Origin of the sequence: Anaerolentibacter hominis (assembly GCF_032380675.1) — a bacterium.
GTDB classification, from domain to species: domain Bacteria; phylum Bacillota; class Clostridia; order Lachnospirales; family Lachnospiraceae; genus Anaerolentibacter; species Anaerolentibacter hominis.
Genome location: NZ_JAWDIX010000001.1, coordinates 1,506,067 through 1,519,139, shown reverse-complemented (window position 1 = coordinate 1,519,139; position 13,073 = coordinate 1,506,067). Strand labels below are relative to the sequence as shown.

Genomic DNA, 13,073 nt, shown 5'->3' with positions numbered 1-13,073 from the left:
TCGGTGCGGCACAACAGGAAGGAAGTGTTTGGCTATGGAAAAGTATTGTATCTATTGTGGAAAGCCTCTGGCGGAGGGAGAGCAGTGCTCCTGCAGACAGAAGGATGCTCCGTTTCCGGAACCTGAACGGCCTGCCCGCGGGCTCCTGTACAGGGTTTGGAGCAGCCTGACAGAGATTCTGAATGCTCCTGTCAGCGGCACAAAGCGCTATGTGGTGCGGGGCGACCTGTCAGCGTCGGTTATCTTAATTCTTTTACAGGCCCTTTTCTCCGGCAGTTTTATGATCATCGTTTTCGGGAGACTTGAGGGAATTGCCGTTAAAGCCATGTCCTATCTGAGCTCCTTCTTTTATTCGGGGTACGGACAGACGCCGGCCGGGATGGATTTCCCGCTGCTTCGGATCTTTTTTCTGACGGTTCTGTTCTCTCTGCTGTTCAGTTCAATGCTTACGCTGTTGTTCTTTGCCGCGGCAAGGCTGCTTAAGAGCAAGGCCGGCTTTGTGAATATGATTCATGTTACAGCAGTGCGCAGCGCAGTACTTCTTCCGGTTACCGTGCTGGCAGCTTTGTTCGGAATGATTCATCCCCTTTGGGGAATAGTGGTTTTTGCCGCCGGTTATCTGCTTGCCTGCTGTGTGCTGAACGTGCCGTTGAAGGCTGCGAGCGGCCTTTCCAACGATCAGCTTCCCTATGTTGTTTTTATCTGCATGGCTGTGGTGGCGCTGGCGGTTCTGCTGTGTATTTGTTTTACCTATCCGCTTTATCTGCCGGATTCGCTCAGAAATGGTCTGAATGTACTTAAAATGTATCTGAATGATCCTTACAGCCTGTTTGAGAGTCTGTTTTAACTTCAGACAATCTATCATATTGATTAAACAATGCCGGACAGGGCAGGAACAGCCTTGTCCGGCATTGTTGCGGAAAATAATTCGTGTCGAGAAATAGGTGTAAGGTTATTGTCAAACAGTAGGAAAGTATTGTATAATATGAACAAAAGTATATGAATTACAAAACGGATATTGTCTGTTATATACAAAACTGCAGCAGAGGAGAAGACGTATCATGTCCGAGTGGAAAGAGTGTCCTAATTGTCACAGCAGAGTCAGTGCCGGAATTAACCGGTGCTATACCTGCGGCTATGACTTTCAAACCGGAGAGGTTCCCAATCAAAAACGCTCTAAGATGGCAGAATATCTTATGCCAAGTGAGGTGAAAGACAGGGAACAGCCGAAGGAGGAGGACAGGCCTAAAAGTTATAAAAGCCCGGCTTTTATCTCTTCAAAAGGAGAAAATAAAATTCCAAGAGGCCGGCGCCAGGTTTTAATCGAGTGGGGACTGACCATTCTGGCCGTGATTTTATTCTTTGTACATAAAGAAAATTATTTTCTGGAGCTGTACAGACAGGGAGGGGCAGGTGCTCTGGCCCTGGAAGTGTTCTATTTCGTGGTGTTTTATGGGATTATATTATTTTATTTCCTCTACTGTTACAGAAGGGTGGAGAAAGTGGCCAGTTTGTCCATTGCCCTGATTTCCCTTGCAGGAGGATTAAGGGCGTTGTCATTATTTGCAACTATTGTGCTGGATGTTCAGGGAAAGGCTGGTTTTATTATACCGTTTATGTGGGGATAGCGGCCGGTTGTGAGGTCTGACGGAAAGGAGTGCGGGCGATGAAAAAGAGAATCTTGTGGGGAGTGTACGGTGTTTTCTTTATCCTCTATCTGTATGTGGTTTCCCAGTGGATCAGCTATTTTAACGGGCTGCTGAGTAAATCCTTTAAAGGACTTTATGCCATACCGATTAATCTTCTCTATGTGTCCATCGGCCTTTTCTTATCCATTCCGGATATTCTGTCAGCGGTTATGGAACTGTACGGCAATGGAACGGAAGCGGATACCCTCAGTATCCGTCACCGGAGCGTACAGGTACAATGGATTTCGTTACTGCTAAGCCTGCTTGTGCTGATCTACTATGTATTTGCTCCGTTTGTTCCCCGGCTGGTGAATGATTTGCTGCCGGCCGCGGCTGCGGAATTTCTGAATGGGACTTTTAACTTCGCACCGATCATTATTGTGTGCTGCTCTTACCTGTTCTGCCGTTCCATATGCAGTACCAGGCCCGATCCGGAGGAGCAGCAGTCCGGGAGTTAATCCTGTGTGTTCTGATCGGCTGTCAGGGGAGGTGTTGTTATGAGTACAAAGAAGAAACTATTCTGGACGCTTTACGGAATTATTTTATTAGCCTGGCTGGTAGCTCTGCTTCGTTGGATTCCTGCCATCGAAGTCTATCAGGCACGTTCTTTTCAGGTATATCCTTATCATATATACTTAAGCCTGCTTGTCATATCGGCAGGAGTGCTGCTCTCGGTGCCCCATCTGCTGTCTGTCCGCAGAGGGAAGGAAAGAGGGAGAACCTGTGTTAACTGGGGGCTTTTTGTGATTTCCGCCATATTGGTTGCGGTATCTGTTGTGCCGGATATTCTGACGCCGCTTACCGGCATACTTCCATCTTCCATGTTTCAGGTTTTCAACAGGCCGACAGCTCTGCTGGTCTGCTTTACCTATCTGCTGATCCGTTCTCTGACCTGGCCGGTATCAGAGAAGTAAAATACCCACTTGTCAAAATAGTGCTTCATACTGGTTCTATGGCATATTCTCACACCCATACAATAAACATAAATTAAGATGTTTTTGTGTGGGTGTTTTCTTTGAATACTATAAAATTCTCGTCCCGTGTTCCGGGACTATTCTGTCTTGTTTTTATCATACTGTTTTCTGTCATTCCCTATCCCACGGCGTATGCTGCCGGGGAATTGCAGGAACAAACTGAAATAAAAGAACCGGAAAAACTTTACGCCAGGGCCGCCTGCCTGATGGACGGGGATTCCGGTCGGGTGCTGTATGAAAAAGACGGGTATGAGCCTATGGCTATGGCCAGCACCACCAAGATTATGACCTGCACGGTAATCCTGGAGCATGCCGATCTGGAGGATGTGGTTACGGTATCCAAATACGCATCCACCATGCCGGATGTTCAGTTAAATATCGTGGAGGGAGAGCAGTACCGGCTGAAGGATCTGCTGTATTCTCTGATGCTGGAATCTCATAATGATGTGGCGGTGGCGCTTGCAGAGCATGTGGGAGGCTCTGTGGAGGGATTTGCCGAACTGATGAACCAGAAAGCAGCCGAACTCGGCTGTACCGATACCCACTTTGTAACGCCGAATGGGCTGGATGACGAGGACCACTATACGACAGCGGTGGACCTGGCGCGAATCGGCAGCTATGCCATTCAGAATGAGATGTTTCTGGAGATTACCAATACTCCGTCCTATCAATTTTCGGAGCTGACCAAGGGCCGTTCTTTTTCTGTCACCAACAAGGATAAATTTCTGTATCTTTATGACGGGGCAATCGGCATCAAAACCGGTTTTACCGGAAATGCGGGCTACTGCTTTGCCGGTGCGGTAAAAAAGGACGGAAAGACGCTTGTCTCTACTGTCCTGGGAAGCGGTTGGCCGCCCAACAAAAATTACAAATGGACGGATACGGATAAACTGATGGACTACGGAATGGAAAACTTCACTATGACGGATATTTTCGAACATGATAAACAGTTTGAACCGGTTCTGGTACTGAATGGTCAGGAAGAAGGCGTGGAACTTGCCTGTGACGACGCGGAACTTTCTCTTCTGCTTCGAAAAGATGAAACAGCAGAGGTGCGTTATCAGATTCCTCTTTCCCTGGAGGCTCCGGTAGAAGCCGGCAGCCAGGTAGGGAGGGCCTGTTACTACATAAACGGAGAGCTCTACCGGGAATTTCCGATCTATACTGCCGGGGAGGTAAAAGCCATTGACTATGGATGGTGTCTGAAACAGACTGTTGCACGGTGGCTTTTATCATGGAAGTAGATAAGACTCCCACCTTTATAGGTGGTGAGCACAGCATAAGGAATGATTATTCCGGGGTAAATTTTCTTTATGAAAGAAGCCCTTTTCATTCCAGAAGTTAGCGTTATAATAGAGGGTAACAGAAAAGAATATCTGTTCCCTCTTTTTTTGTCTGATTTTCAATTCAGGCAGGTGAACGGGCAGAACTGACTGGATTTATGGATTATGACGAAGAAAATGTGGCAGAATAAGAGCGGGATTCTTTGGAAAATATTTGTTGAATTTTTAACGAATATAAGATACAATTAAAATCGGCAGAAATTTGGTTTTACTTTATGACAAATCGGCCGTTTTGGTTTGTTTTGTCTGCTATAAACGGCTCATCCGAAAGATGAGACCAGAAAAAAAGGAAATTGGAGGGCTGAAAATGAGTAACACAGCACAAGTGTCAGCAAGGGGTAGGATTGAAGCTTTACTTGATGACAATAGTTTTGTTGAGATCGGTGCAGCTATTACGAAGAGAAACACTGATTTTAACTTACAGCAGAAAGCAGTTCCTGCGGACGGCGTAATTACAGGCTATGGCTTGATCGACGGCAGTCTTGTTTATGTATACAGCCAGGATGGAACAGCATTGGGCGGTTCTGTCGGCGAGATGCATGCAAAGAAAATCTGTGGTCTTTATGATCTGGCCTGCAAGGTCGGCGCACCGGTGATCGGCCTGGTAGACTGTGCCGGTCTGAGACTGGAGGAGGCTACGGACGCTCTGGATGCGTTTGGACAGATTTATGTAAAACAGACGATGGCTTCCGGTGTGATTCCTCAGATTATGGCTGTTTTCGGAACCTGCGGCGGCGGCGTTGCCGTTTCTTCTTCCCTGTGTGATTTTACATTCATGGCGGGAAAAGATGCCAGAGTATTTGTGAACTCTCCGAATGCAATCGAGGGGAACCATATTGCGAAGGAAGACACTTCAGGAGCGGCGTTCCAGGCTGCAGCCGGCAATGTGGACTTCATATGCGAAGAGGAAGCAGAAGTATTTGCCCAGATGAGACAGCTGGTTAGTATTCTTCCTAATAACAATGAGGATGATGATTCCTATGATGAATGCCAGGATGATTTGAACAGACAGGTTCCTGCATTCGCAGCAGAGGCAGATGATGCAGCAGAAGCATTTAAAGATATCTCCGATAACAATCTGTTTGTAGAAGTGAAGGCAGAGTATGCGAAAGAGATGGTTACCGGATTTATCCGTTTAAACGGTGTTACAGTGGGCGCAGTCGGCAACCGTAAAGCCGTTCTGGATGAGAATTATAAAGCTGTTGAGACATTTGACGGCAGCCTGAGCACCAAGGGATGCTATAAGGCAGAGAAATTTGTAGAGTTCTGTGACGCGTTCAATATTCCGGTTCTTACCCTGACGAATGTGGATGGCTACAGAGCAACAAAAGCAGAAGAAAAATCCATTGCTATTGCGGTCGCAAAATTGACCTATGCGTTTGCAAATGCAACCGTGCCCAAGGTTAATGTAATTGCAGGCAAGGCATATGGCAGTGCTTATGTTTCCATGAATTCCAAACATATTGGCGCAGATATGGTATTTGCCCTTCCGAATGCCCAGATCGGCATGATGGATGCAAAACTTGCAGCAGGCATTATGTACAGCGGTGAAGCTGCGGACGTGATTGATGCCAGGGCTTCTGAATATGCGGCTCTTCAGGAAAGTGCGGAGGCGGCTGCAAAGAGAGGATATGTGGACAGCATTATTGAGGCTGACGAAGTAAGAGCACAGCTTATCTATACCTTTGAGATGCTGTTTACGAAGAGAGAGAACCGTCCGTCCAAAAAGCATGGCACAGTTTAATGAGGTGAGCATATGAGCATTGAAGTTTTAGAGAGAGCACTGCTGAATACGCTTCTCGGTATGGGAACTGTATTCGTAGTATTAATATTTATCAGCCTGATTATCTACTGCCTCGGTTTCATCCCCAAGATGATGAATAAGAAAAATGTGGCGGAAGTGGCTCCTGTCATTGAGACACCTACTTTGCCGGAACCGGCAGAAGCAGTAGAAGAAGAGTTAAGTGACGATCTGGAATTAGTGGCTGTTATCACCGCAGCAGTTGCTGCAGCGGCGGGTACAAATCCGGAAGGATTGGTAGTCAGATCAATCCGCAGATCGAAAAGCAATTGGAAGAAAGCATAATAGGAGGAAATGATCATGAAAAATTATACAATTACTGTAAATGGAAACGTATATGATGTAACAGTTGAAGAAGGTGGAGCAGGTTCTGTTCCCGCTGCGGCTCCGGCTGCACCGAAGGCAGTTCCCAAGGCTCCCGCAGCACCGAAGGCTGCCCCGAAAGCAGCTCCGGCAGGCGGCGCAGGTTCCGTTAAAGTTTCAACAGGCGCAGCTGGTAAAATTTATAAAGTAGAAGCCAGCGTAGGCCAGGCATTAAAGGCCGGCGACGCTGTTATTATCCTGGAAGCCATGAAGATGGAAATCCCGGTAGTAGCCCCGAAGGACGGCACAGTAGCCAGCATTGACTGCAAAGTAGGCGATATGGTAGAGGCCGGAGCAGTGATTGCTACTATGAACTAATCATTTCCATTGTTGATGACAAACAACGGATAATATTCTGTAGAAACAATGTGAAATGGGAGGTTGAAAAATGTCATATATTATCGAAACACTGGGAAACCTTCTGAAACAGACGGCTTTTGCCAATCTGACAATCGGCAATTATGTAATGATCATTGTTGCCTGTGTTTTCCTGTATTTAGCGATTAAGAAAGGGTATGAACCCTTACTGTTAATTCCGATCGCCTTTGGTATGCTGCTGGTTAATATTTATCCCGGCATTATGGCTGCGCCCTGGACGGAAGTTGTAAATGGGGCAACCGTAGAGCATGCGGGCGGATTATTGTATTATTTCTTTAAGTTAGACGAGTGGGCGATTCTGCCTTCCCTGATCTTTATGGGTGTGGGCGCGATGACGGACTTCGGTCCTCTGATCGCGAACCCCAAGAGTTTCCTGTTAGGTGCCGCAGCGCAGTTCGGTATCTTCGTAGCCTATATCGGCGCTATGGCAATGGGATTCTCTGACAAGGCGGCAGCTGCAATCGCCATCATCGGCGGCGCTGACGGCCCTACCTCTATCTTCCTGGCGACGAAGCTTGGACAGACCGATATTCTGGGTCCGATTGCCGTGGCGGCATATTCGTATATGTCCCTGGTACCGATTATCCAGCCGCCGATTATGAAACTGTTAACCACTGAAAAAGAAAGAAAGATCAAGATGGAGCAGCTGCGTCCGGTCTCCAAACTGGAGAGAATTCTGTTCCCGGTTGTTGTTACAATCGTTGTCTGCCTGATCCTTCCTTCCACAGCTCCGCTGGTTGGTATGTTAATGCTCGGCAACCTGTTTAAAGAGAGCGGAGTGGTTAGACAGCTTACTGAGACTGCTTCCAATGCGATGATGTATATCGTGGTTATCCTGCTGGGTACCTCCGTTGGTGCGACTACCAGCGCGGAAGCGTTCCTGAACTGGTCTACGATCAAAATCGTTATCCTGGGCCTGGTTGCCTTTGCATTTGGTACGGCCGCAGGTGTGCTGCTAGGAAAGCTGATGTGCGTGCTTACGCATGGCAAGGTAAATCCGCTGATTGGTTCTGCCGGCGTTTCCGCCGTTCCTATGGCTGCCAGAGTATCTCAGAAGGTGGGTGCGGAAGCAGATCCTTCCAACTTCCTGCTGATGCATGCTATGGGACCGAATGTGGCCGGTGTTATCGGTACGGCCGTGGCGGCAGGTACCTTCATGGCGATATTCGGCATCGTATAAACAGATTTGAATTTTTACAGCGGCCGGTATGCAGGCCGGCCGGAATGTTAAACTTATAGGAGGAAATAAAATGGCAGAGCAAGTTAAAAAACCGGTAGGTATTACCGAGACAGTATTGCGTGATGCACATCAGTCTCAGATTGCTACCAGAATGACCACAGAGCAGATGCTCCCGATCATCGAGAAGATGGATAAAGTCGGTTATCATTCGGTAGAGTGCTGGGGTGGTGCTACGTTTGATGCCTCCCTGCGTTTCCTGAAAGAAGATCCGTGGGAGAGACTTAGAAAATTAAGAGCAGGTTTTAAAAATACAAAGCTTCAGATGCTCCTTCGCGGGCAGAATATCCTGGGTTATCGTCATTATGCAGACGATGTAGTGGAATACTTTGTACAGAAATCTGTTGCAAATGGTATTGATATTATCCGTATTTTCGATGCATTGAATGACCTTAGAAATCTGGAGACATCTGTTAAGGCAACCAAGAAAGAAGGCGGTCATGCACAGATCGCACTTTGTTATACTCTGGGTGATGCCTATACGATGGACTACTGGATGGATATTGCCAAGAGAATCGAGAATATGGGTGCTGATTCCATTTGTATTAAGGATATGGCAGGCCTTTTGGTTCCTTATGAGGCAACTCGTCTGGTAACTGCATTGAAATCCGCTACGAAGCTGCCGATCCAGCTGCATACCCACTATACCAGCGGTGTGGCATCTATGACCTATATGAAGGCTGTGGAAGCAGGCTGTGATGTCATTGATACAGCCATGAGCCCATTTGCTATGGGTACCAGCCAGCCGGCAACAGAAGTTATGGTTGAGACGTTCCGCGGCACACCTTATGATTCCGGCCTTGATCAGAATCTGCTGGCTGAGATCGCAGACTACTTCAGACCGATTCAGCAGGAAGCGTTAAAGAGCGGCCTGTTAAATCCCAAGATTCTGGGTGTGGATATCAAGACGCTGCTTTATCAGGTGCCGGGCGGTATGCTCAGCAACATGGTATCCCAGCTGAAAGAACAGAATGCGGAAGACAAATATTACGACGTGCTGGCTGAGATCCCGCGTGTGCGTAAAGATGTAGGCGAGCCGCCTCTGGTTACTCCGTCCAGCCAGATCGTTGGTACACAGGCTGTATTCAACGTTCTGATGGGTGAGCGCTATAAAGTGGCTACCAAAGAGACGAAAGCTCTTCTGCGCGGCGAGTATGGCCAGACAGCGAAGCCGATGAACGATGAAGTCAGAAAGAAATGCATCGGTAACGAGAAGGTGATTACCTGCCGTCCTGCCGATCTGCTTAAACCGGAGCTGGAGAAACTGGAGAAAGAGGTTGCATCTTACAAGCAGCAGGATGAAGATGTATTATCCTATGCATTGTTCCCGCAGGTAGCAATGGACTTCTTCAAATATCGTCAGGCTCAGCAGACGAAAGTGGATGAGACAATGGCAGATAAAGCCAGCAAGGCTTATCCGGTATAAAAAGTTCAGAATATACAGCAGTCCGGAGTTTTTCCGGGCTGCTGTTTTTACCTCCGGGGGAAGGCAATCGGTACATTTATTGTTTGCTGTTTCTCTTTTGATTCCTGCGGGGTAAAATTTTTTGTCATCCTGTCAATATTTTTCCTTGACAACAGAATATTTTATGGTATACTTAACACCTGTAAAGAAAAAAACTTTACAGGTGGTGTCTGACATAGAGAAAGAATTGGAAAACAAAATTACGGAACGTGTAGAATTATCCTACCTGTATGATTTTTATGGAGAGTTATTAAAAGAACATCAGAAGAACATATTTGAAGATTATATTTTAAATGATTTATCACTGAGTGAAATTGCGGAAGAACAGGGAATCAGCAGACAGGGAGTTTTCGATCTGCTGAAGCGCTGCTCCAGACAGCTGAAGAACTACGAGTCCAGTCTTCATCTGGTTGAAAAGTTCCGCAGTACCAGGGAGAAGGCCGAGCGTATCCGTTCTCTGGCAGAACAAATCAGAATCGAAAGAGATGCTGCGCTGCTTGAGGAAATTATAAGTGCGGCTGACGATATATTGGAGGAATTATAGTGGCATTTGACAGCTTATCAGAGAAGTTTCAGCGGGTTTTTAAAAATTTAAAGGGCAAAGGCCGATTATCGGAAAGTGATGTAAAGGCTGCTCTTCGGGAAGTAAAGATCGCATTGCTGGAGGCCGATGTCAATTTTAAGGTAGTAAAGGATTTTATTAAGAGTATTCAGGAGCGGGCCATTGGGCAGGATGTGATGAACAGCCTGACACCTGGTCAGCAGGTAATTAAAATTGTTAATGAAGAGATGGTCCGTCTGATGGGGGATGAGACCACTGAGATTGCTCTAAATCCTGGAAATGCTGTTACCGTTATCATGATGTGCGGCCTTCAGGGTGCAGGTAAGACTACCACCACGGCAAAGCTGGCGGGGAAGTTTAAGCAGAAGGGTAAGAATCCTCTCCTGGTAGCCTGTGACGTATACCGTCCTGCGGCAATCAAACAGCTGCAGATCAACGGTGAGAAGCAGGGTGTCAGCGTTTTTTCCATGGGTGAGGGACACAGTCCTGTGCATATCGCCAAGGGCGCGCTGGAACATGCCGCAAAGAACGGATACAATCTTGTAATCCTGGATACGGCAGGACGGCTTCATGTCGATGAGGACATGATGAATGAACTGATATCAATTAAAGAAAATATTGAGATAGATCAGACGGTTCTGGTTGTAGACGCCATGACCGGACAGGATGCGGTGAATGTTGCATCCATGTTCAATGATAAAATTGGTATTGATGGTGTTATCCTCACCAAGCTGGATGGTGATACCAGAGGCGGCGCGGCTCTTTCCATACGTGCGGTAACCGGCAAGCCGATTCTCTATACCGGTATGGGTGAAAAGCTGTCGGATCTGGAGCAGTTTTATCCGGACCGTATGGCATCCCGTATTTTAGGTATGGGAGATATCCTGACTTTAATTGATAAAGCGACCCAGATCGAGATGGATGACGAGAAGGCCAAAGAGATGGAGCGCAAGCTTCGCAAGGCTGAATTTAATTTCAATGATTATCTGGAGCAGATGCAGCAGATGAAAAATATGGGCGGAATCGGCGAACTCCTGAATCTGATGCCCGGCATGGGCGCTCAGATGAAGAATGTGGAGATACCGGAGGATGCGCTGGCCAGGAATGAAGCTATGATTTATTCCATGACCAGGGAGGAACGGGAGAATCCCGAGTTAATCAATCCCTCCCGGAAGAAGCGGATCGCAGCGGGGGCCGGTGTGGAGCTCACAGATGTAAACAGGCTGATGAAGCAGTATGAGAGCGGAAAGAAGCTGATGAAGCAGATGTCCGGCATGATGAACGGCAAATCGGGGAAACGCGGGAAATTCAAGCTCCCCTTTGGCCTGTAAGCAATTTAGTAAGTGAGGGTTACAGCTTTGCGGCTGAACCGTTCACATAGAAAAAATAATACGGAGGTGAAAGAGATGGCAGTAAAGATTAGATTAAAGAGAATGGGACAGAAGAAGGCTCCTTTCTATAGAATCGTTGTTGCAGATGCAAGAAGCCCGAGAGACGGTAAGTTTATCGAGGAAATCGGTACTTATGATCCTACACAGGAACCGAGTACGTTCCGCTTTGATGAAGAGGCAGCAAAGAAATGGTTATCAAACGGTGCACAGCCTACTGATACGGTTAGCAGATTGATGAAACAAGCTGGTATCATGTAAACTTAGTGTCAGCTTAGCCTGTCCAGGAGGTAGAAACCGTGAAAGATTTAGTTAAGGTTATTGCGATGGCATTAGTAGACCATCCGGATGAAGTTGTGGTTACGGAAACGGAAAACGACAATGCAATTCTGGTGGAGTTAAAGGTTGCTGCAGATGACATGGGTAAGGTGATCGGCAAACAGGGCCGGATCGCGAAAGCGCTTCGCAGCGTTGTGAAGGCAGCCGCATCGAAAGATGAAAAGAAGGTAATCGTAGAGATTGCACAATAACTACAGTGAAATCCAGCAAAAGCGCCGCTAAATGTGGCGCTTTTGCTGAGTTAAAGAAAGGTGAACTGTGCAGATGGAAGACTATTTGAGAGTGGGAGTCATCAGCTCCACACATGGAATCCGGGGCGAAGTGAAGGTATTTCCCACAACCGATGATCCGGAGCGTTTCCTGGAGCTTGACCGGGTAATCATGGATACCGGAAAAGAATATCTGCCTCTGGAAATTCAGAATGTTAAATTTTTCAAGAATATGGTTATACTGAAATTCAAGGGGATTGATTCCATTAATGACATTGAAAAGTATAAAGGAAAAGACCTGCTTATCACCAGAGATCAGGCAGTGCCTCTGGAAGAGAACGAAGTCTTTATTTATGATATACTGGGATCTGCTGTCATAACAGATGACGGGACAAAGCTGGGAGTACTGAAAGAAATTCTGTCTACCAATGCCAATGATGTGTATGTGGTGGAGACGGAAGAGAAAAAAGAGATTCTGATTCCGGCGATTGAAGACTGTGTTCTGGATGTGGATACAGAAGAAAAGGTAATTTCTGTACATTTGCTCCCGGGGCTTTTATAGTCCGCCGGGGAATCGGATAATGGAGATTAATCATGAAATTTTATGTGATGACTTTATTTCCGGATATGATACGTGAGGGCCTTCACACCAGTATTCTGGGCAGAGCTGCCGAGAAGGGCCTGATCGAGATTGTACCGGTTAATATAAGGGACTATACAGAGGATAAGCACAAACGGGTAGACGATTACCCATATGGCGGCGGAGCCGGGATGGTGATGCAGGCGGAACCGATCTGGAATACCTTCGAAGCTCTGTTTCAGGACCGGCAGGTCAAGCCCCGCGTGATTTACCTGACGCCTCAGGGCAAGGTATTCAATCAGCAGATGGCACAGGAGTTTGCGAAGGAAGAGGAGCTTGTCTTCCTGTGCGGTCACTATGAGGGTGTGGATGAACGTATTCTGGAAGAAATTGTAACAGACCCGGTGTCGATCGGGGATTATGTTCTGACAGGCGGCGAGCTCCCGGCCATGGTGATGATCGATGCCATTTCCAGAATGGTTCCGGGCGTTCTCACCAATGACAGTTCGGCCGCGGAAGAATCCTTTTCCGGTAATCTGCTGGAGTATCCCCAGTATACCCGGCCCGAAGAATTCCACGGCAGGAAGGTTCCGGAAGTACTGCTGTCGGGCCATCACAAAAATATTAACCTCTGGCGCAGGGAGCAGTCTCTGATCCGAACTGCCTGTATGAGGCCGGATCTGCTGGAGGGGGCGGTCTTAAGCGACGCGGAGAAAATGCTGGTAAAAAAATACTTGCATTAGATT

16 protein-coding genes are annotated in these 13,073 nt (G+C 47.2%); all 16 read left to right on the top strand.

Annotated elements, in window-relative coordinates:
• Positions 1–34: 34 nt before the first annotated feature.
• The 16 genes from ABCW47_RS07025 to trmD all read left to right on the top strand — a co-directional run bounded on the left by ABCW47_RS07025 (position 35) and on the right by trmD (position 13,070).
• Positions 35–847: a hypothetical protein gene (locus ABCW47_RS07025; RefSeq protein WP_343209143.1), complete on the top strand. Its 813-nt coding sequence runs from the start codon at positions 35–37 to the stop codon at positions 845–847.
• 214 nt (positions 848–1,061) lie between these two features.
• Positions 1,062–1,628 (top strand): Rcat domain-containing protein, encoded by a 567-nt coding sequence (locus tag ABCW47_RS07020; protein WP_343209142.1) that lies wholly within the window; start codon positions 1,062–1,064, stop codon positions 1,626–1,628.
• Between the two features lie 38 nt (positions 1,629–1,666).
• A complete protein-coding gene (locus tag ABCW47_RS07015; protein ID WP_343209141.1) occupies positions 1,667–2,146 on the top strand; it encodes a hypothetical protein in 480 nt (159 codons plus the stop codon).
• 39 nt (positions 2,147–2,185) lie between these two features.
• Positions 2,186–2,602, top strand: coding sequence for a hypothetical protein (locus tag ABCW47_RS07010; RefSeq protein ID WP_343209140.1), 417 nt, complete (start codon positions 2,186–2,188; stop codon positions 2,600–2,602).
• 101 nt (positions 2,603–2,703) lie between these two features.
• Complete coding sequence (locus tag ABCW47_RS07005; RefSeq protein WP_343209139.1) at positions 2,704–3,906, top strand: D-alanyl-D-alanine carboxypeptidase family protein; 1,203 nt, start codon at positions 2,704–2,706, stop codon at positions 3,904–3,906.
• A gap of 406 nt (positions 3,907–4,312) precedes the next feature.
• Positions 4,313–5,749 carry an acyl-CoA carboxylase subunit beta gene (locus ABCW47_RS07000; protein ID WP_343209138.1) on the top strand — a complete coding sequence of 479 codons (1,437 nt, stop codon included), beginning with the start codon at positions 4,313–4,315 and terminating at the stop codon, positions 5,747–5,749.
• Between the two features lie 12 nt (positions 5,750–5,761).
• Positions 5,762–6,091, top strand: a complete 330-nt coding sequence (locus ABCW47_RS06995; protein ID WP_343209137.1) for an OadG family protein — start codon at positions 5,762–5,764, stop codon at positions 6,089–6,091.
• Between the two features lie 15 nt (positions 6,092–6,106).
• On the top strand, positions 6,107–6,487 hold the full coding sequence (locus ABCW47_RS06990; protein ID WP_343209136.1) for a biotin/lipoyl-containing protein: 381 nt from the start codon (positions 6,107–6,109) through the stop codon (positions 6,485–6,487).
• A gap of 70 nt (positions 6,488–6,557) precedes the next feature.
• The gene (locus ABCW47_RS06985) at positions 6,558–7,727 is read left to right on the top strand and encodes a sodium ion-translocating decarboxylase subunit beta (RefSeq protein ID WP_343209135.1); all 1,170 of its coding nucleotides are present in this window, start codon (positions 6,558–6,560) and stop codon (positions 7,725–7,727) included.
• Positions 7,728–7,797: 70 nt separating this feature from the next.
• Complete coding sequence (locus ABCW47_RS06980; protein WP_343209134.1) at positions 7,798–9,210, top strand: oxaloacetate decarboxylase subunit alpha; 1,413 nt, start codon at positions 7,798–7,800, stop codon at positions 9,208–9,210.
• A 238-nt stretch (positions 9,211–9,448) separates the two neighbouring features.
• Positions 9,449–9,793 (top strand): YlxM family DNA-binding protein, encoded by a 345-nt coding sequence (gene ylxM, locus ABCW47_RS06975; protein ID WP_343209610.1) that lies wholly within the window; start codon positions 9,449–9,451, stop codon positions 9,791–9,793.
• A complete protein-coding gene (gene ffh, locus ABCW47_RS06970; RefSeq protein ID WP_343209133.1) occupies positions 9,793–11,142 on the top strand; it encodes a signal recognition particle protein in 1,350 nt (449 codons plus the stop codon). The genes ylxM and ffh overlap by 1 nt, the downstream gene beginning before the upstream one ends.
• 75 nt (positions 11,143–11,217) lie before the next feature.
• Positions 11,218–11,460, top strand: a complete 243-nt coding sequence (rpsP, locus tag ABCW47_RS06965; RefSeq protein WP_343209132.1) for a 30S ribosomal protein S16 — start codon at positions 11,218–11,220, stop codon at positions 11,458–11,460.
• Positions 11,461–11,498: 38 nt separating this feature from the next.
• On the top strand, positions 11,499–11,729 hold the full coding sequence (locus ABCW47_RS06960; protein WP_343209131.1) for a KH domain-containing protein: 231 nt from the start codon (positions 11,499–11,501) through the stop codon (positions 11,727–11,729).
• 73 nt (positions 11,730–11,802) lie between these two features.
• Positions 11,803–12,309 (top strand): ribosome maturation factor RimM, encoded by a 507-nt coding sequence (gene rimM / locus ABCW47_RS06955; RefSeq protein ID WP_343209130.1) that lies wholly within the window; start codon positions 11,803–11,805, stop codon positions 12,307–12,309.
• Between the two features lie 32 nt (positions 12,310–12,341).
• Complete coding sequence (gene trmD, locus ABCW47_RS06950; RefSeq protein ID WP_343209129.1) at positions 12,342–13,070, top strand: tRNA (guanosine(37)-N1)-methyltransferase TrmD; 729 nt, start codon at positions 12,342–12,344, stop codon at positions 13,068–13,070.
• Positions 13,071–13,073 lie beyond the last annotated feature (3 nt).